General features: G+C 64.0%; 21 protein-coding genes, 5 tRNA genes and 1 pseudogene. 11 read left to right on the top strand and 16 right to left on the bottom strand.

All coding sequences use genetic code 11. The features are described 5' to 3' along the window. Positions 1-279: 279 nt before the first annotated feature. The 8 genes from IEY93_RS11925 to IEY93_RS11890 form a co-directional block, all read right to left on the bottom strand. Positions 280-924 carry a response regulator gene (locus tag IEY93_RS11925; protein WP_189163066.1) on the bottom strand — a complete coding sequence of 215 codons (645 nt, stop codon included), beginning with the start codon at positions 922-924 and terminating at the stop codon, positions 280-282. Continuing rightward, the gene (locus tag IEY93_RS11920; RefSeq protein ID WP_189163065.1) at positions 917-2,080 is read right to left on the bottom strand and encodes a sensor histidine kinase; all 1,164 of its coding nucleotides are present in this window, start codon (positions 2,078-2,080) and stop codon (positions 917-919) included. The genes IEY93_RS11925 and IEY93_RS11920 overlap by 8 nt, the downstream gene beginning before the upstream one ends. 3 nt (positions 2,081-2,083) lie before the next feature. Next, a complete protein-coding gene (locus IEY93_RS11915; RefSeq protein WP_189163064.1) occupies positions 2,084-2,779 on the bottom strand; it encodes an ABC transporter permease in 696 nt (231 codons plus the stop codon). A gap of 11 nt (positions 2,780-2,790) precedes the next feature. Then, on the bottom strand, positions 2,791-3,684 hold the full coding sequence (locus IEY93_RS11910; RefSeq protein WP_189163063.1) for an ABC transporter ATP-binding protein: 894 nt from the start codon (positions 3,682-3,684) through the stop codon (positions 2,791-2,793). 278 nt (positions 3,685-3,962) lie between these two features. Further along, positions 3,963-4,038: transfer RNA gene (locus IEY93_RS11905), tRNA-Phe, on the bottom strand. 51 nt (positions 4,039-4,089) lie between these two features. Continuing rightward, positions 4,090-4,986: an MBL fold metallo-hydrolase gene (locus IEY93_RS11900; RefSeq protein WP_189163062.1), complete on the bottom strand. Its 897-nt coding sequence runs from the start codon at positions 4,984-4,986 to the stop codon at positions 4,090-4,092. Beyond that, the gene (locus tag IEY93_RS11895; RefSeq protein ID WP_189163061.1) at positions 4,979-5,908 is read right to left on the bottom strand and encodes an SMP-30/gluconolactonase/LRE family protein; all 930 of its coding nucleotides are present in this window, start codon (positions 5,906-5,908) and stop codon (positions 4,979-4,981) included. The genes IEY93_RS11900 and IEY93_RS11895 overlap by 8 nt, the downstream gene beginning before the upstream one ends. Positions 5,909-5,978: 70 nt before the next feature. Further along, entirely contained in the window at positions 5,979-6,860 is an 882-nt protein-coding gene (locus IEY93_RS11890; protein ID WP_189163060.1) for a helix-turn-helix domain-containing protein, read from the bottom strand. A gap of 192 nt (positions 6,861-7,052) precedes the next feature. On the opposite strand from IEY93_RS11890, the gene IEY93_RS11885 reads away from it, so the two are divergent. Then, a complete protein-coding gene (locus IEY93_RS11885) occupies positions 7,053-7,238 on the top strand; it encodes a tyrosine-type recombinase/integrase (RefSeq protein WP_189163132.1) in 186 nt (61 codons plus the stop codon). A gap of 60 nt (positions 7,239-7,298) precedes the next feature. Here the strand turns inward: IEY93_RS11885 and IEY93_RS11880 are convergent. Further along, positions 7,299-7,363 (bottom strand) — tRNA-Ser (locus IEY93_RS11880). Between the two features lie 33 nt (positions 7,364-7,396). Further along, positions 7,397-8,104, bottom strand: coding sequence for an HAD family hydrolase (locus IEY93_RS11875; protein WP_189163059.1), 708 nt, complete (start codon positions 8,102-8,104; stop codon positions 7,397-7,399). Positions 8,105-9,488: 1,384 nt separating this feature from the next. On the opposite strand from IEY93_RS11875, the gene IEY93_RS11870 reads away from it, so the two are divergent. From IEY93_RS11870 to IEY93_RS11845, 6 genes are all read left to right on the top strand, one after another. Beyond that, on the top strand, positions 9,489-9,872 hold the full coding sequence (locus IEY93_RS11870; RefSeq protein ID WP_189163058.1) for a hypothetical protein: 384 nt from the start codon (positions 9,489-9,491) through the stop codon (positions 9,870-9,872). A 489-nt stretch (positions 9,873-10,361) separates the two neighbouring features. Beyond that, positions 10,362-11,336, top strand: coding sequence for a hypothetical protein (locus IEY93_RS11865; RefSeq protein WP_189163057.1), 975 nt, complete (start codon positions 10,362-10,364; stop codon positions 11,334-11,336). Between the two features lie 199 nt (positions 11,337-11,535). Continuing rightward, entirely contained in the window at positions 11,536-12,471 is a 936-nt protein-coding gene (locus tag IEY93_RS11860) for a hypothetical protein (protein WP_189163056.1), read from the top strand. Beyond that, a complete protein-coding gene (locus tag IEY93_RS11855; protein WP_189163055.1) occupies positions 12,468-12,953 on the top strand; it encodes a hypothetical protein in 486 nt (161 codons plus the stop codon). The genes IEY93_RS11860 and IEY93_RS11855 overlap by 4 nt, the downstream gene beginning before the upstream one ends. Before the next feature lie 128 nt (positions 12,954-13,081). Continuing rightward, a complete protein-coding gene (locus IEY93_RS11850) occupies positions 13,082-14,983 on the top strand; it encodes a coiled-coil domain-containing protein (protein WP_189163054.1) in 1,902 nt (633 codons plus the stop codon). Positions 14,984-15,853: 870 nt separating this feature from the next. Beyond that, positions 15,854-16,084: a hypothetical protein gene (locus IEY93_RS11845; RefSeq protein WP_189163053.1), complete on the top strand. Its 231-nt coding sequence runs from the start codon at positions 15,854-15,856 to the stop codon at positions 16,082-16,084. Between the two features lie 344 nt (positions 16,085-16,428). Here IEY93_RS11845 and IEY93_RS11840 read toward each other — a convergent pair whose 3' ends face one another. Continuing rightward, positions 16,429-17,784 carry a hypothetical protein gene (locus IEY93_RS11840; protein ID WP_189163052.1) on the bottom strand — a complete coding sequence of 452 codons (1,356 nt, stop codon included), beginning with the start codon at positions 17,782-17,784 and terminating at the stop codon, positions 16,429-16,431. Positions 17,785-18,045: 261 nt separating this feature from the next. Here IEY93_RS11840 and IEY93_RS11835 point away from each other — a divergent pair. The 3 genes and pseudogenes from IEY93_RS11835 to IEY93_RS38045 all read left to right on the top strand — a co-directional run bounded on the left by IEY93_RS11835 (position 18,046) and on the right by IEY93_RS38045 (position 20,629). Beyond that, a pseudogene (locus IEY93_RS11835) lies at positions 18,046-19,576 on the top strand (ISL3 family transposase). Between the two features lie 37 nt (positions 19,577-19,613). Beyond that, positions 19,614-19,748 (top strand): tyrosine-type recombinase/integrase, encoded by a 135-nt coding sequence (locus IEY93_RS38050; RefSeq protein WP_308425750.1) that lies wholly within the window; start codon positions 19,614-19,616, stop codon positions 19,746-19,748. Between the two features lie 251 nt (positions 19,749-19,999). Then, positions 20,000-20,629 (top strand): site-specific integrase, encoded by a 630-nt coding sequence (locus IEY93_RS38045; RefSeq protein ID WP_229691058.1) that lies wholly within the window; start codon positions 20,000-20,002, stop codon positions 20,627-20,629. Between the two features lie 42 nt (positions 20,630-20,671). Here the strand turns inward: IEY93_RS38045 and IEY93_RS11825 are convergent, their stop codons facing one another. The 5 genes from IEY93_RS11825 to IEY93_RS11805 all read right to left on the bottom strand — a co-directional run bounded on the left by IEY93_RS11825 (position 20,672) and on the right by IEY93_RS11805 (position 23,791). Continuing rightward, positions 20,672-21,466, bottom strand: coding sequence for a hypothetical protein (locus IEY93_RS11825; protein WP_189163051.1), 795 nt, complete (start codon positions 21,464-21,466; stop codon positions 20,672-20,674). A 220-nt stretch (positions 21,467-21,686) separates the two neighbouring features. Next, positions 21,687-21,763 (bottom strand) — tRNA-Phe (locus IEY93_RS11820). A 26-nt stretch (positions 21,764-21,789) separates the two neighbouring features. Next, a tRNA-Asp gene (locus IEY93_RS11815) sits at positions 21,790-21,864 on the bottom strand. Between the two features lie 108 nt (positions 21,865-21,972). Beyond that, positions 21,973-22,045, bottom strand: a tRNA-Glu gene (locus IEY93_RS11810). Between the two features lie 84 nt (positions 22,046-22,129). Further along, positions 22,130-23,791 (bottom strand): metallophosphoesterase family protein, encoded by a 1,662-nt coding sequence (locus IEY93_RS11805; protein ID WP_189163050.1) that lies wholly within the window; start codon positions 23,789-23,791, stop codon positions 22,130-22,132. A 153-nt stretch (positions 23,792-23,944) separates the two neighbouring features. Between IEY93_RS11805 and IEY93_RS11800 the strand changes: the two genes are divergently transcribed. Further along, complete coding sequence (locus IEY93_RS11800; protein WP_189163049.1) at positions 23,945-24,286, top strand: metallopeptidase family protein; 342 nt, start codon at positions 23,945-23,947, stop codon at positions 24,284-24,286. Positions 24,287-24,381: the final 95 nt, after the last annotated feature.

Raw genomic sequence — 24,381 nt, 5'->3', positions numbered from 1 at the left:
GTCGCGGTAGGGATCAACGAGGGTGGGCCGGTACTGCGGAGCGCGTTGCAGGCGCAGCGAACCGAAACGAGGTCCCGGCCCACCGATCGCCCCGGCCCCGCATGACGGCCGGCCACAGCATGGCGCTCGTCGTCCGGCACACGGCCGTTTCGCTGATGTCGCGCAAGGAACCACGACTTCATCTGTGACGGGTAGCCGACCTTGCCGTCAGCGTCGCCGTCGACAGCCGAACACCATGTCAACTGCGAGATCGGGGTGAACCGAGATCTCCACGCGCCGTCATCGGTCGTTCTCCACGGTGAGCAGGCCCCGGCGGAAGGCGGTGGCGACGGCGGCCGCGCGGTCGTTGACGCCGAGTTTGGCGTAGATGTGCAGCACATGGCTCTTGACCGTGGCCTCGCTGATGAACAAGCGTGCGGCGGCTTCGCGGTTGGTGGCACCGTCGGCGATGAGCTGGAGGATTTCCAGTTCCCGCGCGCTCAGCGGGTCGGCAGGGGCGCGGACCTGGCCGAGGAGGCGGGTGGCGACCGACGGGGACAGCACGGCTTCACCCCGCGCCGCGGTACGCACGGCGCGAACGAGCTCGTCGCGGCCGGTGTCCTTGAGCAGGTAGCCGGTGGCTCCGGCCTCGATGGCGGGCATGACGTCCCGGTCGGTGTCATAGGTGGTCAGGACGAGCACGCGGGCCGCGATGCCGAGCCTGGCCAGTTCCTTGATGGCTGTGACGCCGTCCATCCCGGGCATGCGGAGGTCCATGAGGATCACGTCGGGGTTCAGTGCCCGGGCGCGCTCTACGGCCTGCGCGCCATCCGCCGCCTCGCCGAGCACCTCGAAGTCCGGGTCGCCGGCGAACATGCCCCGGATGCCGTCGCGGACGATGGGGTGATCGTCGGCGATCAGCAGCCTGACCGGGGTCTCAGTCACGTACCACCGCCGGAACGCTCGCGGAGATCGCGGTGCCGGCCCCGGGCTCCGACTCGATCTCCAGCGTGCCCGCCAGCCGGCTCACCCGCTTGCGCATCGCCGTCAGACCGAAGCCGCCGCCGTCGCGGACACGCTCGGGGTCGAATCCTGCGCCATCGTCGCGGACGTCCAGGGTGACCACGTCCTCCATGTACGACAGGGTCAGACCGATCCGGGACGCGCCGGCGTGCTTGGCCGCGTTGGCCAAGGCCTCCTGCGCCGTGCGCAGCAGCGTCTCCTCCACCTCCGGATGCATGGGACGGACCGTACCAGTGACGGTGAAATCCGCGCGTACTCCGTTGAGTTCGCCCCAATGGGTCACGACGTCGTTCAGTGCCTGGGACAGCGGTGCCGCCTCCAGTTGGCCTGGGCCCACCGCGTGCACGGAGCGCCGGGCCTCGGCCAGGCTCTCCCGCGCCAGCCGGATCGCGTTGTCCACACGGCGGTGCCAGTCCTCGGCCTGCTTGGCCGCCTGAAGCTGAGTGATGATGCCGGTCAGGCCCTGGGCGAGGGTGTCGTGGATCTCAGCCGCCATGCGTTGCCGCTCGTCGAGTACGCCCGCCTCTCGGGCTTGGACCAGGAGCTGGGCATGCAGGCCCGCGTTCTCCCGCATGGCCTCCTCGAGCCGCGCCACCATCCGCTTGCGCTGGGCGCTCCGCTCGGCGGTGATCTCGCCGGCGAAGCTGAACAGGCCCACTGCCGCGACGATGGCGGCGGTGAAGAAGAGGTAGGTGAGGGTTGCGGACGTGGTGGGCTCGGGCAGGCCCCCACGGTAGGTCGCGACGCTGATCGCCGCCGTAGCGGTTAACCCGACAAAACGCCACTTCCCCTTCAGGTACTCCCAAGAGTGCAGATATCCGACGAAGGCAAAGAAGCTCGCGAACCACACGCCCTGCGTACAGAGCACGCCGATCAGCACCACCAGCCCGGCCACGTACACCGGGCCCCGCGGCGCCGACCGCATCCAGGCGGCGGCGAGCGCGGCCACGCCGCACGTGACCCACGGGTTGCTGCCGGTGAGCAGAGAGAGCACCATGGAGACCGCGAGCAGCACGTACGGAGCGGCCGCCAGCTGCCGCTCCAGCAGGTGCTCCCATCGGTCGAGCCGCCCGGTCATGCGTCACTCCCAGCGGAAGAACTTGGCCGCCGCGATGCTGATGACCAGGGCATAAGCAGCCATCACACCCATCAGCAAGGGGCTCGGAGCACTGCCCGCCCAGACATCCCGCAGGCTCTGCCCGAAAGCACCCAGCGGGGTGTACTCCCCGATGGCCGCCACGATATCGGGCATCTGCTGCATCGGCTGGATGAGCCCGGCGAGGTAGGCCATCGGGAAATACAGCAGCACCCCGATCCCGTTGGCGGCCCGGCCGTTCGGTGCCAGCGCCGCGATGAGCAGGCCGATGGCGAACATGCTCGCCGTACCCACAAGGAACACCAGCACACCGGACAGCACCCGGCTGGGCAGATGAGCGCCGAGGACGGTACCCGCGACCGCCATCAGCAGCCCGCACGCGGTCACCGCCAGGACCAACTGCAGGAGCAGCTGCACCGCCAGCAGATTCCCTGGGCGCACCGGCGTGGTGGACAACCTGCGCAGTATGCCCCGCTCGCGGTAGGTCGCCAGAGTGGTGGGCAGCAGGTACAGACTCACCAGCCCCACGGCGATGGCCAGCGCCATGGGCAGGAGCACGGTGTCACCCGGCTCGATCGAGCTGCCGAACACCACCAGGATGAACAACGGTATGAGCAGCGAGAACAGCGCCCCGGGCTCGCGGGTCAGCAGCTTGGTCTCGACAATGGCGAGTTTCATCATGATCTGCTTCCTCAGCCGAAGGACCGGCCGGTCAGGGCGGTGAACGCGTCTTCCAGAGTGCGCCTGTCAAGGCGGAGATCACTGACCAGGACCTGGTGGCGGGCCAGATGCGCGGTGACCGCCGTAGCGAAGTCACCCCTGCCCGAGACGACCACCCGGTCCCCCTCCCTGGACACGCCGGTCACCCCCGGCAGCCCTTCCAGGCCGACCATGTCCCCCGCCATCAGCGTGAACCGCATCTGGTGCTCTCCGCCGACCAGCCCGGCCGGGCTGTCGATCGCCACGACCTTGCCGTGGTTGAACACGGCGACGCGGTCGCACAGCTCCTCGACCTCGTCCATGAAGTGGCTGACCAACACCACGGTCACGCCGCTCGCCCGCACCTGCTTGATCAGCTCCCACGTGGCACGGCGGGCCTGCGGGTCCAGGCCCGTGGTGAGCTCGTCCAGGAAGGCCACCCGCGGGTTGCCCACCAACGCCAGCGCGATGAACAGGCGCTGCTTCTGACCGCCCGACAGCTTCCCGAAGCGGGCGTTGCGCTTGTCGGCCAGCCCCCATTCCTCCAGCAGTTCCCGCCAGTCACGGGGCTTGGCGTAGAAGGAGGCATACAGATCGAGCGCCTCCCATACCTTCAGGTTCTCCGGCAACTGGGTCTGCTGGAGCTGCACCCCGATCAGCTCACGAACCTTAGGCCCGTCCTGGACCGGGTCGAGCCCAAGGACCCTGATCAACCCACTATCCGGGCGCCGCAGGCCCTCCACAGACTCCACGGTGGTGGTCTTACCGGTGCCGTTCGGCCCGAGAATGCCGAAGATCTCGCCCTCCTCCACGGAGAACGACACGCCGTCCAGAACTGTCAGATCCGCGTACCTCTTGCGGAGGTCTGTGACTTCGATGACTGCCATGGCTCAAGCATCTTGTGCTCGCCCTCGCGGCGAATCGACCTGCCAGCCGTGATCGACCACGAATGATGCTGACCAGAAAACCCACCGAACGGTGGATACCGCTCTCCTTGCGAACCGCCGGCCGGCTCTGGGGACCTGCCAGATCCTGGAGAGGACGACTACTGGGGAAATATCGCTGAAGCTTCAGCACTCACCAATACCCAAGACGATCAGCGGGTGGCTGAAATCGAAAACGCCCCGGCACGGATGCTCGGGGCGTTTTGGCTGTTCAGGAGGGGTGGTCAGGGGCGGGGTCGAACCGCCGACCTTCCGCTTTTCAGGCGGCACAATCGCCCTGCCTTCGACCTGGAGACCGTGGCCAGAGGGTGGTGGACGGCGGCCGCCGGGTACCCACGGGCGACGCGGTCAGTAGCGGCTGAAGGGTGCCCACTCCCTGACAGCGTAGGACTCGGCGCGCCGCTCGATCTCCAGCGCGGATCGACCGCTGAAGTGGGCGGGCAGGACCAGCGCGGTGGTGTCGGCAGCCCAGTCGAGCAGGCGGCGTCTGGTCGCGCGGGCCTGGACCGGGTCCTCGCAGAAGCAACTGCCGTGGTGGTGGTGACGCAGTTGTAGCGGCGTGTGGATGATGTCGGCAGCGAACAAGGCCCGGTCGCCACTGGATTCCAGCTTGATCACCGCGTGGCCGGGCGTGTGCCCGGGAGCGGCCTCCAAACGCAGGTTGCCGTCGATGACGTAGGAGTCCTCCCACAGGTGCACCTGCCCGGCCGCGTGCACCGGGGTGATGCTGTCCTCAAAGGCATACTCGTTGATGCTGCCCGAGATGCCCGGATTGTTCTCCGGGTTCCAGTGATGGAAGTCGGCGGCGGGCATCAGATACGTGGCGTTCGGGAAGGTCGGCACCCACTCGTCCTCGACCAAGCGGGTGTTCCAGCCGACGTGGTCGAGGTGCAAATGAGTGTTGACGACCACGTCGACGTCCTCAGGCTGGACTCCGGCCACCGCGAGCCGGCCGAGGTAGTCCAGCTGCTGCCGGTGCCAGGGTTCGACCGCGGGACGGTTCTTGTCATTGCCGATCCCGGTGTCGATCAGGATGGTACGGCCCTCGCTGCGCAGCACCCAGGTCTGCATGGCGACGTGCACCACGTCGTCGTCGGAGCTCAGATGATCCGGGACGAGCAGGTCGCGGTGCTCCTGCCAGGCTTCCTCAGGGATGGTCGGGAAGAAGTCCCGCGCCGGCATGATCGGGCCGTGGATCTCCTCCACGCGGGTGACGGTGACGTCGCCGAGCTTGATCTCATGCATGGGTCGCTCCAATGGTGGCCAGGGTCAGGTTGGGGTCGGTGGCGGTGAGGTAGGCGGCGTTGAGCACGTAGAGGGTCCGACCGCGTACCGCCACCGAGGTGGGGTTCTGGAGTCCCTCGGTGAGAAGGGTCACGGCACGGCCGTCCGCGTCGATGCGCACGACCTTGTTCGGGGCGTTGAGGGCCGCGATGACCTGGTCGTCCCCGTTACCGGTGAAGGCGATGTCATCGATGCCGGCCAGGCCGGTGGCCTTGACCTGGACAGGACCGGGGCGGCCCTGCCTGATCGGAATTCGAAGCAGGGTGCCCCGGTCGAGATTCGTGGCCCAGATCGCGCCGTGCCGTACCTTGATGCCGTTGGCGCCGAGGAATCCGGCCGCGGCGAGTTCCGGTGCCGACGACCAGGTCCGGGCGGGGCCGCCGTGCAGCGGCACGGTGGAGATGGAGCCGAGGACCGAGTCGGTGAGGTAGAAGGTCTTCGCCTGTTCGTCGTAGGCCAGGCCGTTGGGCAGGCCGTTCCCCGGAAGCGCGGTGATGCGCTGCGGTTGCCGGCCGGGACGCAGCCGGTAAAGGCCGGTGGTCGCGGGGTCGCCGCTGGCGTACAGGAAATAGAGCGTGCCGTCGGCGGTGCGGACGATGCCGGTGGTCAGGGCGAACCCGAGGGCCGGTGCCCCGCCGTCAGCCGGGGCGGGAAGGGTCGCCAGGATCCGAATGGTGCCTTTCGGGCTGATCGCGGCGACCTGGCGGGCGGCGGCGAAGGTGACATAGGCCGTGCCGTCCGGGGCGAGGGCGATGTTCTCCGGCTGCTGGCCCTTGGTCAGGTCGAAGTGGACCGCTATCCGGGACGTCGCCGCGTCCGACGGGGATACGGTCGTCAGGCCGATTGCGGCGGCGATCGCGAAGGCGAGGAATCTGGTGCGCATACCTGGTCCTGTCTGAATGAGGGCGTGCGGCATCGGGCGCTCCGGTCGGAGCGCCTGGGGAATGCGGGGGTCAGCTGGTGATTCGGGTACGCCGGGACGCCTGCCCTGTCAGCACGCTATGGACGAGCAGCCTCATCGCGGAGTGCGAGGGCGAGCCGGGTTCGGTGGTAGCGACGACCACCGACTGGTCATCGGTGGTCCGCAGAGTCTGCTGGGTCACGCGCATGGCGCCCACCAGCGGGTGCCGCATCTCGTAGACCGTGTCGCCGCCGGTCTTGATGCGATGGTCGGCCCACATCGTGGCGAACTCTGGGCTCTTGACCGTCAGCTCTCCGACCAGCGCGGTCAGTAGCGGGTCGTCCGGATGGCGGCCGGAGGTCATGCGCAGGGTCGCCACGACGCCCCGGGCCTTTGCGGGCCAGTCAGCGTACAGGTCGCGGGTGTGCGCGTCCTGGAACACCAGGCGGGCCATATTGGGCCGCTGCCGGGGTGTGTCCGGGCTGTCCAGGGCCAGATGGCCGGCGTACAGGGCGTGGCCCGGCGTGTTCCATGTCAGCACGTCGCCGCGCCGGCCGAGCACCAGCACGGGCACGTCACCGAGCACCGCGACCAGTTGACGCGTCGCGGGGCTGACCCGTTCGGGCGCGGCACGGCGCACGGTGCTCCGGCGGCGGCCGGCGGCGGCCAGATCATGCAGGTGCCGACATTCCGCATCGTCCAGGCGCAGGGCCCGGGCCAGCGCGTCGAGCACGTCGGGCGAGGCGTTGGGCGCCTGGCCCTGCTCCAGCCGTGAGTAATACGACGCGCTCACACCGGCCAGCAGCGCCAGTTCCTCCCGACGCAGCCCGGGCACCCGACGCCGGTCACCGTAGGTGGCCACCCCCACGTCCTCGGGTCGCAGCTGAGAGCGCCTTGTCTGCAGGAACTCCCCGAGCTGTCGTCTGCTGTTCATGGCTCACAGTATTCGCGACCGATTCGCGGGCCAGCCACACTCTGCCAGGGGCAGGCACGGTCTCGATGATCAGGCCATCCCGTACACCCAGGCAACCGGCAACACAGCCAAGACAGGCTGGAACCCTTCAGCTCTTCGCAGAGATCCTGCCGCTGGGAACTCTCGTCGGCCGGCGCCTGCTGATATAGCGATCTGGACATCCGGCACACGGCCGTTTCGCTGCTCCTCGACCTGGGCGTGCCTCCGCACGTGGTTCGCGAGATCGTCGGCCACAGCGCCATAGAGGTCACAATGGACGTGTACGCGCATGCGTCCCTGGAAGAGAAGACGAAGGCGCTCAAGCGGCTCGGAAAAGAGATCGCTCAACGGTTGATGTAGCCGTTGATGTAAAAACCCCGGACCATGATTCATGGTCCGGGGTTTTTGCTGGTCACAGAGTGGTCAGGGGCGGGGTCGAACCGCCGACCTTCCGCTTTTCAGGCGGAACAACCACCCTGCTCCCCTGCCATAGACCGAGGTCAGAGGGTGGTGCACGGCTATCGCCGGATGCCCCTGGTGGCCGACGTTGCTGTCGCCGCTGCTGTCATGGCGAACCGTCGCCCTCTCACTTCCATCTCAATGGCTTGGAGTACGTCCGTGACCACGTGGTCGGCCTGGTGGTCGACGCCGGGCCAGGTGCCTCGGTCGACCCAGATCGTCCGGAGGCCTGCGGCGCGTCCGCTGGCGATGTCGGCGGTGAGGTTGTCGCCGATGACCCAACCGCCCCCGGCGAGAGTCATACCGCAGCGCTTGGCCGCGATCTCGAACAGGGCGACGTCAGGCTTGCGGATGCCTTCGACTCTCGACAGCGCGTAGGCGTCTACGGCCTCCGCCAACCCGGTCTGCTGAATCTTCCCAAGCTGGTTGTCGGCCATCCCGTTAGTCACGATCACCACGAGCCACCCGGAGCCCCGTAGCCAGACCAGTCCGTCCAGGACTGCGGGCCGACAGCGCACGAGGTGCGGCAGGCGCCTCCGATAGCGGCGCCACAACTCCTCGACCGAATCCGACAGAGAGAAGCGCCCACAGACCTTGGCGAAGAACACCTCACGGTGTGGAAAGCCGTCCCGGTCCAGAGCGACCAGCCAGTCAATCGTTTCGGACCCTAAGCCATGCTCGTCGGCGAACTCCTCGACCCATACCCGGAACGCCTCGTCAAGGTCCACAAGAGTGTTATCGAGGTCGAAGAGCGCGAGCCGTTGCACGGAACGATCCTTCGAGGCTTAGCGCCCGAGACTGCCCCATCGATCCCCCGCCGTGCTCCCTGCCCCTACGGATTAAAAGTCGTCCGAGGCCCGTCCATCGACGTCTACAGAAGTCACGAACGCCTGCTCAGAGCGCACGATCCTTGATCATCTTCCGTGGACGTCCATGAGCGTCGACTGACGTCGTTAGCACCAGCGTTAGCAAGGCCGTCCCGCGGCCGGCCTACCTCGTGCCCGCTCCGGCGGAACTGCTACGAGCATCGCTTCAGGAGAGCGGTTCCGACACTCAGCCATCAGAGGCGCTGACCTGTGCAAACTCGTAACAAGAAGGTCAACGTCCAAAAATCATTTCCGCGCATGCTCATGCTGGACGCTTGAGCCATGATGCCGCCGAAGCTGGCAGACTACCTGCCTCATGGCATAGCGAATCGTAGATGTTGTCGACACGCGATAGTGGAAGGGGCCTAGGATCCTTGCCGTGCGCAGGCTTACAGATGAAGAAGCAGTGGCTCACATGCGCAAGGGCGGCTTTGAACCGCTCGTGCCATATCCCGGTCGATCTGTTACGCCATGGCAGAGTCGCTGCTTAGCGCAGGGGCACATCACGTACCCAACGCTCAACAACGTGAAGGACAAGGGTACCGGCTGCGATAGTTGCCGCCTTGACAAGGTACGCGCTGCGTGGCTGGAGAAGGAAGCACCACGGGCAATCATTGACATGAAGAAAGAGGGCTTCATACCCGTTGCTCCATATCCAGGCTCGCGAGAGCGGTGGCCTTCGGTTCATACTGCGTGTGGGCAACTCCGACACCCAAGACTGGACAGCGTTCGACGGGGCCACGTGGGCTGCAAACCGTGCGCGATGCGTATCGTCGGTGATCGCATGCTCGCGGCCAACTCTGCCCAGGCGATCGCTGACATCATGGAAGTAGGCGTTGAGCCGACCGCTCCGTACCCGGGAACTGGGAAGGCATGGCCTGGCACCTGCCTAGTCTGTCTTGCTGAAGTAGCTCCCAGGTTGGGAAACATCCGTGCTGGTGGAGGACCCTGCCAGAAGTGCGCCGGAAACGCGCCTTTGGACCCCGAAGCAGCAGCGACTGAGATGCTCGCCGCAGGATTCGAACCCCAGGGGCCATACACAAATATGGGTTCCCCTTGGAAGTGCCTCTGTCTGGTATGTAAAACCGTTCAGAATCCTCGCCTGAAGCACGTGCGGAATGGAATCGGCTGCGCGAACTGCGTCGGACTGGCTCCCACTGATCCCGCTAAGGCCGCTGCGTATATGATGGAACGCGGCTTCATACCGTTGACCCCATTTCCAGGCTCGGTCAACAAGCCCTGGCTGTGCACGTGCAATGACTGCGGTCGCGAGATCAGGCCGCGCATGGCGAACCTGTACCGCCCTGGTCACGGTTGCCGCTTCTGTGCGACCGGCGGAATCGACTACGACGCACCCGCGCTGGTGTACGTGGTGCTGCACCGTCAACTCGGAGCCGTAAAAGTTGGCGTAACCGGCGCAGGCCTGCGGTACGACCGGATCCACGAACACCAGCGGCACGGCTGGGACGCTTACCGGTCACAGCTATTCGACACTGGGGAACTTGCTGAGCGAACCGAGCAGGCGGTGATCGCGCAGTTGCGGGCACGTGGCCTGCAACCATTCCTGTCTGCCACAGACATGCCACAGCGGGGGTGGACGGAGACATTCGCCCGCGGCGTCCTCCCAGAAGAAGAGATGTGGAAGCTCGTTCAGACAGTGGCGGAATGACCCCTGCTTCGCTAACGCAGGGCGAGCCTTGACGCCCTTACCCCAGCAGTTGAGCGTGCACAAGTCACTGATGACAGCTGACCACCAGCGCGAACTGTCAGGTCCCTTCACGGCTAATCGGCGGTCCGACGCGCCCATGCCGGCTGACCGCATGCCTCAGTGAGCCAGCCGCCTGGCGTAACGCCTCGCACGCTGGTTCCACCTCGTCCGCGTACACCCCCTCGGGATCAACGGCGAACGCGTGCTAATTGGGCGAACGCGTGCTAATTGTCAGTGCCCGCAGATATGTTCTGATCGCTGCCGATCTGCATGAACAGCCGTCAACTCATAGGTGGGGAAGGCATCGTGGCCCGGATCGATCCGTTAGCCAGAGCTCAAGCGATGAGGGATCGGGGAACCGACCCGCAGGTGTCGTATCCGGGGGCAGACAAGCCATGGCCGGGCATCTGCCAGACGTGCAAGCGAGAGACCCGGTCCTCGTACAGCAGCGTGATCACCAGGGGACAGGGTGCGTGCTTCTACTGCGGCCAGCGAAAGAGCTCCGCAAAGGCTGCGGAGAAGAGACGGGTAAGGCCTGAGGCGGCAGTGACCGTGATCCGGGCAGCTGGTGTCGAGCCGCTGGAAGACTTCCCCGGTACGCAGGTCACGTGGCGGTGTCGCTGCAACACCTGCGGCAAGGAAATCGACGTCTGGTACTCCAGCGTCGCCTACGCAGGCAACGGCGCGTGCTACTACTGCTCCGGCACCATGCGCCTTACCGACGAGGAAGCCCACGCCGAGATGCTGTCCCTGGGGCTGCAGCCACTCGTCACCTACCCCGGCTCCAACGTTGCCTGGCGCAGTCGGTGCCAGAGGTGCAAGAAGATCGTCGAACCGACGCTGTGTAATGCCAGGAAGACGGTGTACAAGTGCCGGTTCTGTGCGAGGGTCGCCACAGACCCCGAGACCGCTTTAGAGATCATGGAAGACGCAGGATTAACGCCACTTGTCCCCGTCCCCCTCAGCGTCAAGCTTCCCTGGCCGGCAAGGCACATCACCTGTGGTAAGCGCGTAGCCCCCACACTCGACAAGGTGACCCAGCGCAAACGCGCCCCCTGTCGTCACTGCGCCAAGTATGGCTTCCAGCCTAACCGCCCGGGTTACCTATACCTGCTCGTGAACAACGCCCTCGGCGCTGGAAAGATCGGCATCTGCAATGAGGGCACCAACCGGATAAGCGATCACGAACGTTATGGGTGGAGTCTCGTCGCACGGCAACTGCTGCCGGGGCACCTTGCTGTCGAGGCAGAGGGGCGAGTGCTCGACCGCTGGGCACTGCTGGACCTGCCTCTTGGCGCAGGCCGTCATGACATGCCGCAGGGCGGCTGGACTGAAACCGTTGCCTTAGTCGACCGCGACTTGGGCCACTTACGAGAGGACTACTCCTGGGCGCTGGAAGCTGTGGCCTGCGCCGGGAGCGTCTAGGCGCAGTGAACCGTTTGGGAGACGGCCCCATTCTGACTGTCCAGTCTCGTCCCTTGCCTGCTTCGGCAAGACAGCGACGCCAACGATGATCGGCCGTATAAGCCAGGCTTGTGCTGCTGACCACGCAGCGCATCCTGACTCATGTCTCCAGCAGAAATCTGGACCTGCTGGCCGTGGCGCAGTAACGTTCCAAGTTGCCATGGATGCCGATCACCTGGAAGCCATCCCTGCTCAGGACCCTGGGGACGCCTTCGAAGAGACTTGTTGGGGCCTGCTGCGTCGCCGCTATCCTCCCGAAAAGCTGGTCTATCTGCCGGCCGACATGGGAGGAGACTGCGGCATTGAAGGCTATTCCACAGACGGGATTGCCTACCAATGCTATGCCGACCGCGACTCGCTCACATTGCGTCATCGCACCGATAAGCAGAAGACAAAGCTTTATAATGATACAGCTAAACTCAAGACATACGCGTCGAGGTTAGAAGGAGTGCTGGACGGTCTGATTCTCGAGCATTATTTCCTGATGGTGCCCGAATATCATGCTGTCGAGTTGGTTGAATATGCCAACAAGCGAGCGCAGGCGGTGCGCGGCTACGGACTGAGCTTCATCGGCCAAAATTTCTCCATCAAAATAAAGACTCCTACTGATTATCCGGCGGAAGTCCGTGCGGCGCAGATTGATGCCTCCGCGAAAGCGATGGTCCCTTCACCTAAGGTAGCCGACGAGCAGGTATCTCTTTTCTCTACCGAGAAGCCACAGCTTGTTGGGGTGATGGAGAGAAAGCTGTCGGTGCTAGAAGAAGGCTCACCAGGTGCGAATATTGTGGTAGTGCGTGATCGGTTCATTCGCGCTTTCCTGGCAAAGGAGCAGGTGATGGAGGCGCTGCGCGAGTGGCCCGACACCTGGGAAGCCATTGAACTTCGACGCCAGTTGCGGCAGGACTATCTTGACCTTGAAAGTGAGCTCAGCGCTGAATCGCCAGATAGGCGAATGCTCAACCTAATCAAAGAGTATCAGGCTGATCTAGAGACCAACGTTGGAGGCATACGCCAGCCAGACGCCCAAACGTTGGCCTTGGGCCAGGTTGGTGAATGGCTAATGCGCTGCCCCTTGCGCTTCCGGACAGTATCATGAGCGCCTCATGGGATACGGATTTTTTTGAGATCCTTGATGTTCCGTTCGATTTCACGCGTCAACCAGACCCTATTCCTGCAACTTTGCGCCCAGAACGTCGAGTGCCACTCGCACTTCTCTTGGTAGCAAAGAGCCGCGGATCGGGCGCCAGCTGGAAGGCATTGCAGCTACTCAACTGGGCTGTCCGGGATCCGAACAATATGGACCTGCTAGTAGCACTCAGAAATAGCCAAGATATGCCGGAGCGCCCTCTAGTTCGCTTAGACCCTGCTCTAGATCGCGCTCTTGATCTCGCGGTTGGGCTTGAGTTACTCGAACAAAAGTCTTCTCGGGTTTTCCAGCTGACAGCATCCGGCAGAAGGGTGGTAGAGGATTTGAATAAGACTGAGATCTTTATTCGGGAGCGAGAACTCCTTGCCCTACTTCCTGGGAAGCTCACGCAAAAAGAGGTGCAGCGAGTGCTTGAGTGGCGGACAGCATGAGCCGACTACGGTTCCGGTATCTTCGGCTTAGAGCGGAAACCGGCAGGGGGCGCTTCGGCGCAGACATCCCAATGGCTGATGGCCTGATGGTTCTACGCGCAGACAACTCTCGTGGCAAGTCTACGGCAGTGCAAAGTTTCTTGTTTGCGCTTGGCCTTGAGCGCATGATTACAGCCCGTCCCGCACATTCACTTACCGCCGCTATGCGTGATCGACTAATCTACGATCAGAATACGAAAGGCGAGACTCCAGTTCTATCCTCATGGGTAAGCATCGAACTTGAGGGCCAGAACGACACTGTAGCGACTATCACTCGTTGGGTTAAGCACGATGAGATCGGCTCAGGTCTTGTGCGAGTTGCGCACGGGCCGGCGCTTTCCGCTCCCGGGCAATACGAGATGCAGGATTACTACGTCGGTCGGGCCGGTGCAGCGGCTAACCCCCGAGGCTTTCATCACTGGCTGGCGTCCTTTATTGGATGGGAATTACCCGAACTACCAGCCACAGACGGCCGCGTGTCACCCCTGTATATGGAGCAGGTCTTCCCTCTCCTGTTTGTGGAGCAGCGCCGAGGCTGGGGTGGCATACAAGCTCAGATGCCTTACTTCTCTGGAGTCTCCGATGTTCGTCGGCGCTCCATCGAATTCCTACTTGATCTGGATGTAGGAAAGCTCGAAGCAGAACGCCTACGTCTTCGGAGTCGTGAAACCCAGTTGCAGAATGGCTGGAAGGCGACAGTAAAAGCCTTCAAGGATGCCATACGAGGGCAAGGGCTTATCACTATCGGACTACCAGAAACGCTGACGGTAGCATGGCCTCCCCAAGAGCCTCCGATGGTTGCTGAGAGCCGTGATTCGAATTGGATTGGGCTTGATGATCTCCTCATAGAATTGAGGCAGGAGCATCGTCGTCTTGAATCGGCAGTGCTCCCACGCGTCCGGGACGACGAGTCTGAATCTGAAGACCGACTGACCGCAGCGCTCGAGGAGGCTGATGCACTCCGTGAAGCTAGTGCCTTGCTGCGTGAAGAAATCCTGCGTGAGCAGACTGAGTTGCACTCATTGCAAGACCGGCTAGAAGCCCTACGGGAAGATCTACGTCAGCACCAAGACATCATCACATTGCAGCGCTTGGGTTCTGAAGACCTTGAGCGCTTGCACGGCGACTGTCCAGTCTGCCACCAACAGTTGCCAACCTCTCTTCTAATCACCCCAACCCCCGTTAGGACCCTATCTGCACAAGATACAGCAGCTTACATCAAGCAACAGATTGAACTGTTTGAAGTCATGGAGCGCGACACTCGGCGAACATTGGAAGCAAAAACGGAACGCTGGGCAGCTATCCGGGCACAATCGGCTGATCTCCGGTCACAGATACGAGCGCTTAGGACGACGCTCAGCACACCTAACGGAACGCCATCGGTGGAGGCAATAACTCGTCAGGTGCGACTCCGCGAGCGTATTGATCGTTATGAGTCAGTTCGAGAGCGCTTCTATGGACTTATGGGCGAGCTTGAACGCTTAGGGCAAGACGGGCGATCTGTCCGTGCAGCTCTAGGGGATTTACCTAGTGAACGACTATCACCGAGGGACCGCGAAAAACTCAATTTATTGGAAAGATCGTTCGTCGATCAACTACGCTCCTACGACTTCGGATCATTCTCGGACGAGAGATTGCGTATATCTCCCGTCGACTACTTGCCTCGGCGAGAAGAATTTGACTTACAGGCCGACATCTCTGCTTCGGACTCGATCCGCGTTATTTGGGCCTATCTCCTCGGACTTCTAGAAATATCAAAGCGGTTGGCCACCAATCACCCACTACTGCTTGTACTAGACGAGCCGCGCCAGCAGAGTGCTAAGGAAATCTCGTTCCGGGCTTTGTTGCAGCGTGCCGCACAAGATTCGGTGGATCACCAAATCGTATTCGCTACATCTGAGGACTTAGGGTCGTTAAATCGTATGCTAGATGGACTACCACATCGCTTACACGCCATCGACGGGTACGTGCTCAAGCCGGTAGTAGACTGATGTGTCTTGCGAGTACTCCGGAGCTGCAACCGCCTCCCGGAGGCCTGGATTGGCCGTCAGGCCGCATGTTCTTTCCCCGAGCGGACAGCCGCACATCACCAAGGCATGGTCCCCGGCCAGCAGAATGCACAGGTGCACCGTGGTCGCTCGGCGGGCCGGGGCGATGCCCCGGACCTTCGATCGCCCTCAACCCTGTGCGGTGACCAGCCTCGGCGCGATCGGAACCTATATCTGCGTGATGGCCCACCCCTAACTCAGCCACGATGACGGGAACTTACTGGAAAACCATCCGAGCACGATGTTGTTCTCGACATGCCGTAGTGCAGTGATCTCCGTGACGGTGGCCAGCGGGACGGGTTGCAGGTGGCCGGCTCTCAGTTGGCATGACGGGGACCGCAGGGAGCGACTCACCGTCTTACTGGCTGCTTCTGTCGGCCCTCGGGCGCGCCGGGCGGTGCGTGCCCGGACCGGCCGAAGAGCCGCAGCCGGGCACGCTTGCCGACCGGCGCGCCCAGCGGGCCGCGCAGCGGGCCGCCTTTAAAGGCGTAGAGAAAGTTCTCATCGAGCGGGCTCCGTCGACATGGTGCCGGCCTGCCACGGTCGCGGGCGACAAGATGGGCCCGTCCGTAGCAAGTAGTCGGTCCCTAACCCGGCAGAAAGCCCAACTGGGCCAGGTCGTAGCGGCGGGCCAGGGCACGTCCACGTCATGCTGCAAACTCCCACATCTGAGGTGATGTACTCCGGATGTGGAGCAAAGCCAACCTTCCAGAGCCGCAGCACCTCGGACAGTTCCCAGGCGACAACCTCGGACGCTTCGTCGTCCAGGGTGTACTTCAAATGAACGGCATGCGCGCGGCGTAGAGTGCAGGCATGGCGAGCTGTTTGAACTGCGGCGACAGGTTCAGTGTCCCAGCCGCGCGAACCGCGTACAACGACGTGCTCGACGGAGAAGGCGACTACGACACAGACCATGGCGGAGACCTCTGTTTTGACTGCGCCATACCGCCGGAGATTGGCTCGGCCATGGACCATGGCCGCGCGATCATGATGATGAACGGAGACGAAGACTACGACGAAGACCACGTCGAGAAATATCTGTGAGCGCTTGGCCGCGCCGCGGTAGTTCAGCCGAAGCGCATGTTCGCGCGGTTGATATGGGGCACGCCCAGACCCAGACCGAACGGGCTGCTGTCGCGCTGGCGGTGCGGGCTTCGGTTCTTCGAGTTCGTTCAGGCCGACTACGAGCAGGCAGTCAGAAGGGGCATTGAGGGCCTAAGCAACTAGGGCGCGAACGCCCGGACATGCCGCTGACCGCGCTCTCTTGCCGATGAGAGTGTGTGCTTGGACAAGTACCCCGAGCCCGGCGCCCATTCGTCGGCGCGTTCCGGAACCATCAAGGCTGCTGGAAGCCATCGATGTATCGTCTGCGCAGCGCGTCTGTGACGCTACCAAGGCGACGGGACAGTCCAGTAGTCAGCATGGATCTCGTTCCATCGCAACGACCACAGCGGCGTACACGCGTCAGGTGTCGTTCGCGCGACGAGTGGATTCTCGATAGCCGTTAGGTATTCCATGACCTGTTCCCAGGCTCCTTCTGTGATGATCTCCACCGCACATTGTCTGCATTGCCGTTCCGCACAGTTACGGTTTCCGGTGAGTTTCTGCCGAAGATGATTGAACGCATCATTCGGGAAGTCGGCACGGACCAGGTACCAGTGGCCGGTTCGGTCCTCGTCGAGGAGGCCTGCCGCGACGGGTACCTGCTGCGGTAAGTAGAGCCGACCGTCGTTAAAGCGGACCAGCAGGTGGCGATCCAGAGGATCGATGGTGTCGGGCTCCGGCCGTTCGGCGGTGAACCAGGCGAGGGCATCGGACCAAGCGCCAGGTCCCCAGAGCCACTCTGTCGGATAGACGGTTGTCTCGAAGCGGGCATCGAACCGGTCGAGCCAAGGGTCGTATGGCACGGCCAGGGCGATCAGGTAAGTGAACTCGTCCAGGTCAAGATTCGGTGGGGTACGAAAGAGTTGCTCGGCGGGTCCAATGATGATTCGGCGAGTGGGGTCCCAACCGATGATGAAGGGACTGCGTCCCAGCGGTGCGGGATGCAGTCGTCCATCTCGCGTCGGGACACCCCACAGTTGGTTGATGATCTCAGCGAGGTCTCGGATGGCTCGCGTCGACTCCACGGGCGCGAGTAGGTAGTAGCCGGCATGATGGGCCACACGATTGCGGAATTCGACGATCAGTTTGTGGGCAAATCGGGCATAGGCCCCGTTGAGCAGACCCTCCTCGCGAGCCCATGCGAGAAGTCCCGTCAGCATGCCGTCGAACTTCACTAGGCGGGAGGTCCGGCGTGTCCGCACCCGCCAAGGGGGCGGCTTTGGCCCCTGGGACCGCCGCCTGCGCCGCGGCCTGCGCCGCCCAAGTTCATCGCGAAGGTCCTCAACTGAGGTGAATGTGAGCTGGTGTTCCGTGTCATTGTCATCGACGAAGGTGGCGGTTCCGCCGAAATATTCGACGAACCGTTCCCGGAGCGCGTACTCCAGCACTAGTTGCGCCTGATCATGGGCCACGGTGAACATCTCGTAGTCGAGGACGCCGTAGCTGTGGACTTTCCGGACGCGCTCGAAGCTCTTACGGACCGGTTCAGGGATCAGATCCACAAGATCGGCTGAGGCGACGAGCTCCTGCTGGTAGGCAGCGGCGTCCTCCGGCTTCATCAATCCACCCAGCCCCAGTGGAGTAAACCCCAGAGTCCTCTCGTCAGGCGCCTGCAGCTCTTCAAGCGATCTGATCTCCATCAGGACCTTCCGTCTGTGAGCAAAGCCCTTCAGGATAGACCTTGTCGAGCTATCGGAGGGGGCGGCCGGACATCCTCTTCTGCCGCAAGTCGCACACCCGGCACGACTACGGGTTGATCATGTCAACCCTCAACCGAGGCTGCAGAGTCAAGCATCAACCCAAGCAGGAGGGACTGTACGGTCTTCGGCTCTGTCTTCTTCTCTTTCGGCTCTGTCGCAGATTCGGTGGTGACGGAAGGTTCTACTGCCTCACAGTGAGTCATGCTTGATCTTGACGTGCTTGTGAGTGCAGTGTTCTCGGGGTTGTCGCCGCTGGTGGTGAACGACGTGCAGGACGAGGGTGAGCGAATCCGGGTGCTTGCGCGAACCCCGGACTGGGCGGTCGCCTGTTCGGGGTGCGGGGTTGAGACAACCCGCGTGCACGGCTATCACGACCGGACCGTTGCCGATGTCCCGGTCGATGCACGCCGTGTGCTGGTGGTGGTGAGGGTTCGCCGTCTGGTCTGCCCGACTCGCGGTTGCCGTCAGACCTTCCGCGAACAACTGCCTGACGTACTGGAGCGTTACCAGCGGCGCACCACACGTCTGACCTCGCAGATCGGTGCGGTGGTCCGCGAACTGGCTGGACGGGCCGGTGTGCGTGCCTTATCCGCGCTGGCGGTTGACCTGTCCCGGCACACCGCGCTGCGCCTTCTGCTGCGCTTTCCCTCGCTCCAACCTCGGGTGCCTCGTGTGCTGGGGGTGGATGACTTCGCACTGCGCCGGCGGCACCGCTACGCCACTGTGCTGATCGACGCCCAGACGCGCGAGCGCATCGACGTTCTGCCTGGCCGCACCGCCGACGTGCTAGAGGCTTGGCTGCGTGCTCATCCCGGGTGCAGGTGGTGTGCCGGGACGGCTCAGGCGCCTACGCCGAAGCGGTGCGCCGGGCGCTGCCGGACGCGATCCAGGTCACTGATCGCTGGCACCTGTGGCACAACCTCGGCGAGGCCGTCCTGAAAGAAGTAGCCGGACACAGTGCCTGCTGGGCCAAGGCCGGGCCACCAATACAAGATGGGAAACGCGCGCAGACCACCCGCGAGCGCTGGCATCAGGTCCACGACCTACTCGGCAAGGGCGTCGGGCTGCTGGAATGCGCCCGCCGACTGAACGTGTCCCTCAACACGGTCAAACGCTACGCCCGTGTGGAGGAACCGATGCGCCTGCAGCGGGCTCCGCAGTACCGCTCTACCCTCGTCGATCCCTACCGCGACCACCTGCGGCACCGCCGTGCCGACGACCCGCCGTCCCCGTCCTGCACCTGTTCAACGAGATCAAGGCCCTCGGCTACACGGGCAGCTTCAACCTTCTCTACCGCTATATCACCCAAGGGCGGGTCGAAGCCGACCGTCTGCCCATTTCCCCACGCCGCCTGGCCCGCCTCCTGCTCACCCGGCCCGACAACCTGAAAGACGAGCACCGGTGCCTCTTGGACGACCTCACCACCGCCTGCCCGCAGATGATCGACCTGGCCGAACTCGTCCGCGGTTTCGCCGACCTGCTCCGGCCGCGCCAGGGCAACGCCGAGCGTCTTGACGCATGGATCATCACCGCCCGAACCTGCGATCTGCCTCACCTGCACGCCTTCATCCGCGGCCTTGACCAGGACCGCGACGCCGTCCACGCGGCCATCACCCTGCCGTTCCACAACGGTGGCACCGAAGGCGTGAACACCAAAACCAAGCGAATCATGCGCCAGATGCACGGCCGGGCCGGCTTCGCGCTGCTCCGCCACCGAATCCTGTTGGGCTAACGCTCCGTCACCACCGAAAGAGAGACAGAGCCGATCACTGGACAGACCCGGCGACTACCTGAACTACTGGCTCAAGCACATCGTCAAAGAAGAACGGCGTCCGAAGACGTACCAGGGCTATGAGAGCGTCGTCCGTCTCCACCTGGTGCCCGTCTCGGTAGCCGGCGGCTGAACAAGCTCAACGCTCAGGATGTTCGCCTCTTCGTCACCCGCACTCGCACCGAGTGTCAGTGCTGTAAGCATGGTTGGGACGCCTCCCGCGAGGTGCCCGTCTGCTGTGCTGCCAAGAAGGGCCAGTGCTGCGAGTCGCGGCTGTCGACCCGGATGGTTCAGTCGGTCCATGCCGTACTTCGGAACGCCTTGGAGTGCGCCGTCCGGGAAGAGATCATCCCCCGGAACGCGGCCAAGCTGGTGAAAGTCCCCGTGCCGAAGTACAAGGTGAACCGTGGTCTCACCGTGCCCCAGGCCCGTGCGGTGCTCAAGGCCGCTCGGGAACATCGGCTCTACGCTCTGTACGTCCTGGCGCTCTGCCTCGGCCTGCGACGCGGCGAACTGCTCGGGCTCCGCTGGGAAGATGTCGACCTCGACGGCGGCACGTTGGAAGTCGTGCAGACCCTTCAGCGTGTCGCCGGCCGCCTTCAGTTCGTCCGGCCGAAGACGGAGGACTCAGCGCGTACCGTCCCCTTGCCCTCGATCTGCGTGGAAGCGCTCCGAGAGCACCGTAAGCGTCAGTTCGCCGAACGGTCGGACCGCTGGCAGGAATGGGAAGAACACGGCCTCGTCTTCCCCTCTCGCCGCGGGACCCCCATGGAACCGGACAACCTTCGGCGAAGCTGGGGAGCGATCCGCAAGACGGCCGGTCTCGGTGAGATGAGGTTTCACGACCTCCGACACACCTGTGTGACGCTCCTGCTCAACCTCGGCGTCCCGCCCCAGGTCGTCCGCGACATCGTCGGCCACAGCGACATCGAGGTCACCATGACGATCTACGCTCACGCATCGCTCGACGACAAGCGCACCGCCCTGCGCAAGCTGGGAGATGCCCTCGGATAGCCGAGCCCTTTTCACAGCTGGTCAGCACGCTCGGTGACGCAGTTACCGAGCGTGCTTCCATTTGATCCGATCGCGGAGAACAGGAACGTAGTCGAACCCCCGACTTTCCAGCTGCCCCGCGACCCACTGGGCAGCACGATCGTCGGGATCGAGTTCCCGTAGGTGGAATCGGAGGCTCTCGACGGCCTTCCGCTCGCGGGCCTTGCGCCTCTTGGGCAGAAAATCGCCTGGCAGGTTGTGACACACGTTGGCGATCATGCGCATGTGCTCCAGATGCCTCAGTGCTGTATCGGTCTCCCCATCAGCCAACGCGCGCTCCGCCAGGTGACTGACGGCACGAATCTCTATGAACGCCTTGGCCATCAAGCCCCTAACAGCCTCCTGCGCCGAACCACGTTCCAAGCCAGCGGGCCGGTCACGCGCTGTCCGCAGGTCTTCCGAGAACGTGTAGCAGGAGCAGTGGCCTTCGCGCTCTTCAACGCAGCGCGGGTGCTTGCAACTGTGGTCGTGTCGGTGATCTCGGGACCACACATGGAAGTCCCGCCTTATGCCCCTGGCGCGCCAGACCGTCTGATACTCCTCCCACCGTGACAGCGTCTTGGGAAGCTGCTGGAAACGCTGCATCGGTACAGACCTGTTAAGACCGCTCTTGATGAGCGCACCGTCGTTCATCCTGAGCACCATGGCCGCACAGATACAGCCTTCTACGGCCACATCCCACGACCTACGTGGCCAAGGGATCACGTAGTGTGTTCCGCCTGGAGCAAGGTGGGCAGCCAGAAAATCGCTGGCCTGCGGCTTGGTGGAGCGTGAGGTCTCACGCAGCAGCTCGATCATCGTGGCCGTGTCGACGGCACGAACCGTCCGAAGCGCCCTGGGCAACACAGTGCCGTGGTCCGAATCATTCGCCACAGGCCAAGGAAGTAACCACACGAACATCAGCGTGCCATGGTCAACGCTGCAGCGGAGGCGGCGCCGTTGCTGTCAGCGTTGCTGTCACAGACGCGAAAACGCCCCGGAGCGATAGTCGCTACGGGGCATTCTTGCTGGTCAGATGTGGTGGTCAGGGGCGGGGTCGAACCGCCGACCTTCCGCTTTTCAGGCGGACGCTCGTACCAACTGAGCTACCTGACCCGGCGGTGAGATGACACCTACCAGAGCGGTCCTGACGGGACTTGAACCCGCGACCTCCACCTTGACAGGGTGGCGAGCACTCCAAACTGCTCTACAGGACCTTGCTTGTCGCCGGGAGCTTGTGGCTCTCGGCCTTTGCGCTCGCTTAGCTTACCAGCTCTTCGGAGATCTTCTGACCTCCGTCCTGCTGGCGAGCCTGAGCTCGCGCGTGCCCCCAACGGGATTCGAACCCGTGCCGCCGCCTTGAAAGGGCGGTGTCCTAGGCCGCTAGACGATGGGGGCTCAGGACTTTCGTCCTGGATCCGTGACGTCTTCCGTCGGGGACTTCTGAAGCATAGGGGACTCGGGCCCCCGATGCCAAAGCGGTCACCGCCTGGAAGGTGTCGGGCTGGAGTCGTCCTCCCCCGTTGGCGACGGGGCGGCGGAAGGCTCCGGAGAAATTGTACGACCGGGGTCGGCCTCGATGTGACGTTGAATCTGTACCCACTGCTCGCCGAGGCCCCCGAGTGTGACGTCGTCCCAGGCCTGGAGGCGATGCGTGCTCCGGTCGAAGTACAGCACCGACGCCTGGATGGGCGTGGGCTCGTCGTGTTCCAGGCCCCGCAGACCGGCGCTCCCTGTGGAGCCCTGGATCATGACGCGGGTGCCGGACGGGAGCATCTCGGTGGACCGCTCATGGACGTGCCCGGCCAGGACGAGGGGTGTGGCCCCGGTGAACGCCCGTCCGATGGTCGGGTCGTGGACGGCGACCACGTCGACGGGGATCTTCTTGGCCGGCTTGTCGGCCGCGCCCACCGGGGAGGAGGCCGACGGGGACGCCGAAGGAGTCGTGGTGGCGCTGGGAGAGGATCGGGCAGGCGGTTTGGCGGCCGCGCGTGCGGGCTTTCTGCCCGCTTTGACGCCCTCCGCGGAGGGCGTCACCCGCGCGGCGTGGGTGCGTCCGAGGTCGGCGAGCGTCTCGGGGTCTGAGTCGACCTCCACCGACTTGTCGGGGGTGAACCTCGGGTCACCCACCCCGTAGATGCGCAGCCCCTCCACGGTCTTCTCGCGGCCGTCCAGGACGACGGCGTTCTTCTGCCGTCCCACGGCCTCCTGCGTGGCGATCGAGTCGTGGTTGCCACGCACGTAGACGTACGGGATCCCCAGCTTGCCGATCTCCTCGACGAACCTGTTCTCTGCCTTGGTCCCGTGGTCGGCGATGTCTCCGGTGTCGACCACCATATTGATCTTGAACTGGTCCTTCAGCGAGTGGATCGTGCTCCAGGCCACCGGGTTGAGGTGGATGTCGGACACATGGAGAACGCGCAGTGTGTTCGGATCCGGCGAGTAGACGGGCAGGCTCGCCCCCGCCTGGTAGAGCTGGGAGACGTTCGTGACCAGCTTGGCGAGTTGCCCCTGGTACTCCGAGAAGCGCGTCACGATCGACTCGGCGCTGCCGATCAGGGACGGCACACCGGTGAGCAGGCCGGTGTACCGCGGCTCGGCGATGGATCGCGGGTTGAAGGTCAGCACCGACAGCAGGGCGACGAGCCCGATCGCCATGATGCCGCCGAGCCCCGTCCACAGCGCGCTGCGCCATCGCCGGAAGACGATGAGCCCGGCCAGCGCCGCCCCGGCGACCGCCCACAGCGCCGCCCTGATGAGCAGCTCGCGCAGGCCGGCCAGGAGATCGGCCTCGATCAGGCCCGGCAGCGTCTCGGCCCAGCGCGGGCTCTCCAGGAGCCGCTGGGCGACGTCCGCGTGGATGCCGTCGAGGCTGAGAGCGAGCTGTACGGGACCGTGGTGGGAGTCGAACCGCAGAGTGCCCAGCGGCCGCACGTCCAGCACGGTCTGGCCACCCCAGGACGGCCGGAGGGTCATGCCGATCTCCGCGGGCCCCACCGCCGTACGCACGTGAGCGCCCATGGAGAGCCCGAGCCATGCTCCGGCCAGCGCGACGATGCCGATCAGCAGGGCGTTGCCGCTCCAGCGGACGCCACGGCGCGCCGCCAGCCCCTGGGCGATCCCTTTCCAGCGCATCGAATTCATCGCCCCTTGCCTACCCGATAATCCCGCACATCTCATAGCGGCGCGGTGTCAGCTCGCGTGTCGGTGGCGGTCAAGACGGTTCATCCTGGGTTCGCACGCATGTCGCGCCGCGATGAGTACGTGGCGCCTCCCGGTCAATGACACGATTGACCGGTGGTGGAGGTTTCGCGGGAGAAGTTCGAGGAACTGGTCGCCGAGGCGCTGGACACGATCCCGCCCGAACTGGCCCAGGTCATGGAGAACGTGGTCATGGTGGTCGTGGACGACCCGCCGGAGCCCGGCCTGCTCGGGCTGTACACCGGTATCCCGCTCACCGAGCGAGGCGACTGGTACGTGGGCGTGCTTCCCGACCGCATCGAGATCTATCGCAACCCGATCTGCGAGATCTGCGACACGGAGGACGAGGTCGTCGAGGAGGTACAGATCACGGTGATTCATGAGATCGCCCACCATTTCGGGATCGACGATGATCGCCTCCACGAACTGGGCTGGTAGGCCGCCATAGCTCCTGTTCGACGCGCCTTTCCGAGAAGCTCGGCCGGCCTCGTTCAGCGGTGGCGTAGGGCGCAGAGGTCCCATCGCCAGAGCGG

Origin of the sequence: Sphaerisporangium melleum (genome assembly GCF_014646695.1) — a bacterium.
In the GTDB taxonomy this organism is placed as follows: domain Bacteria; phylum Actinomycetota; class Actinomycetes; order Streptosporangiales; family Streptosporangiaceae; genus Sphaerisporangium; species Sphaerisporangium melleum.
This window is presented reverse-complemented; position numbering and strand designations above follow the sequence as displayed.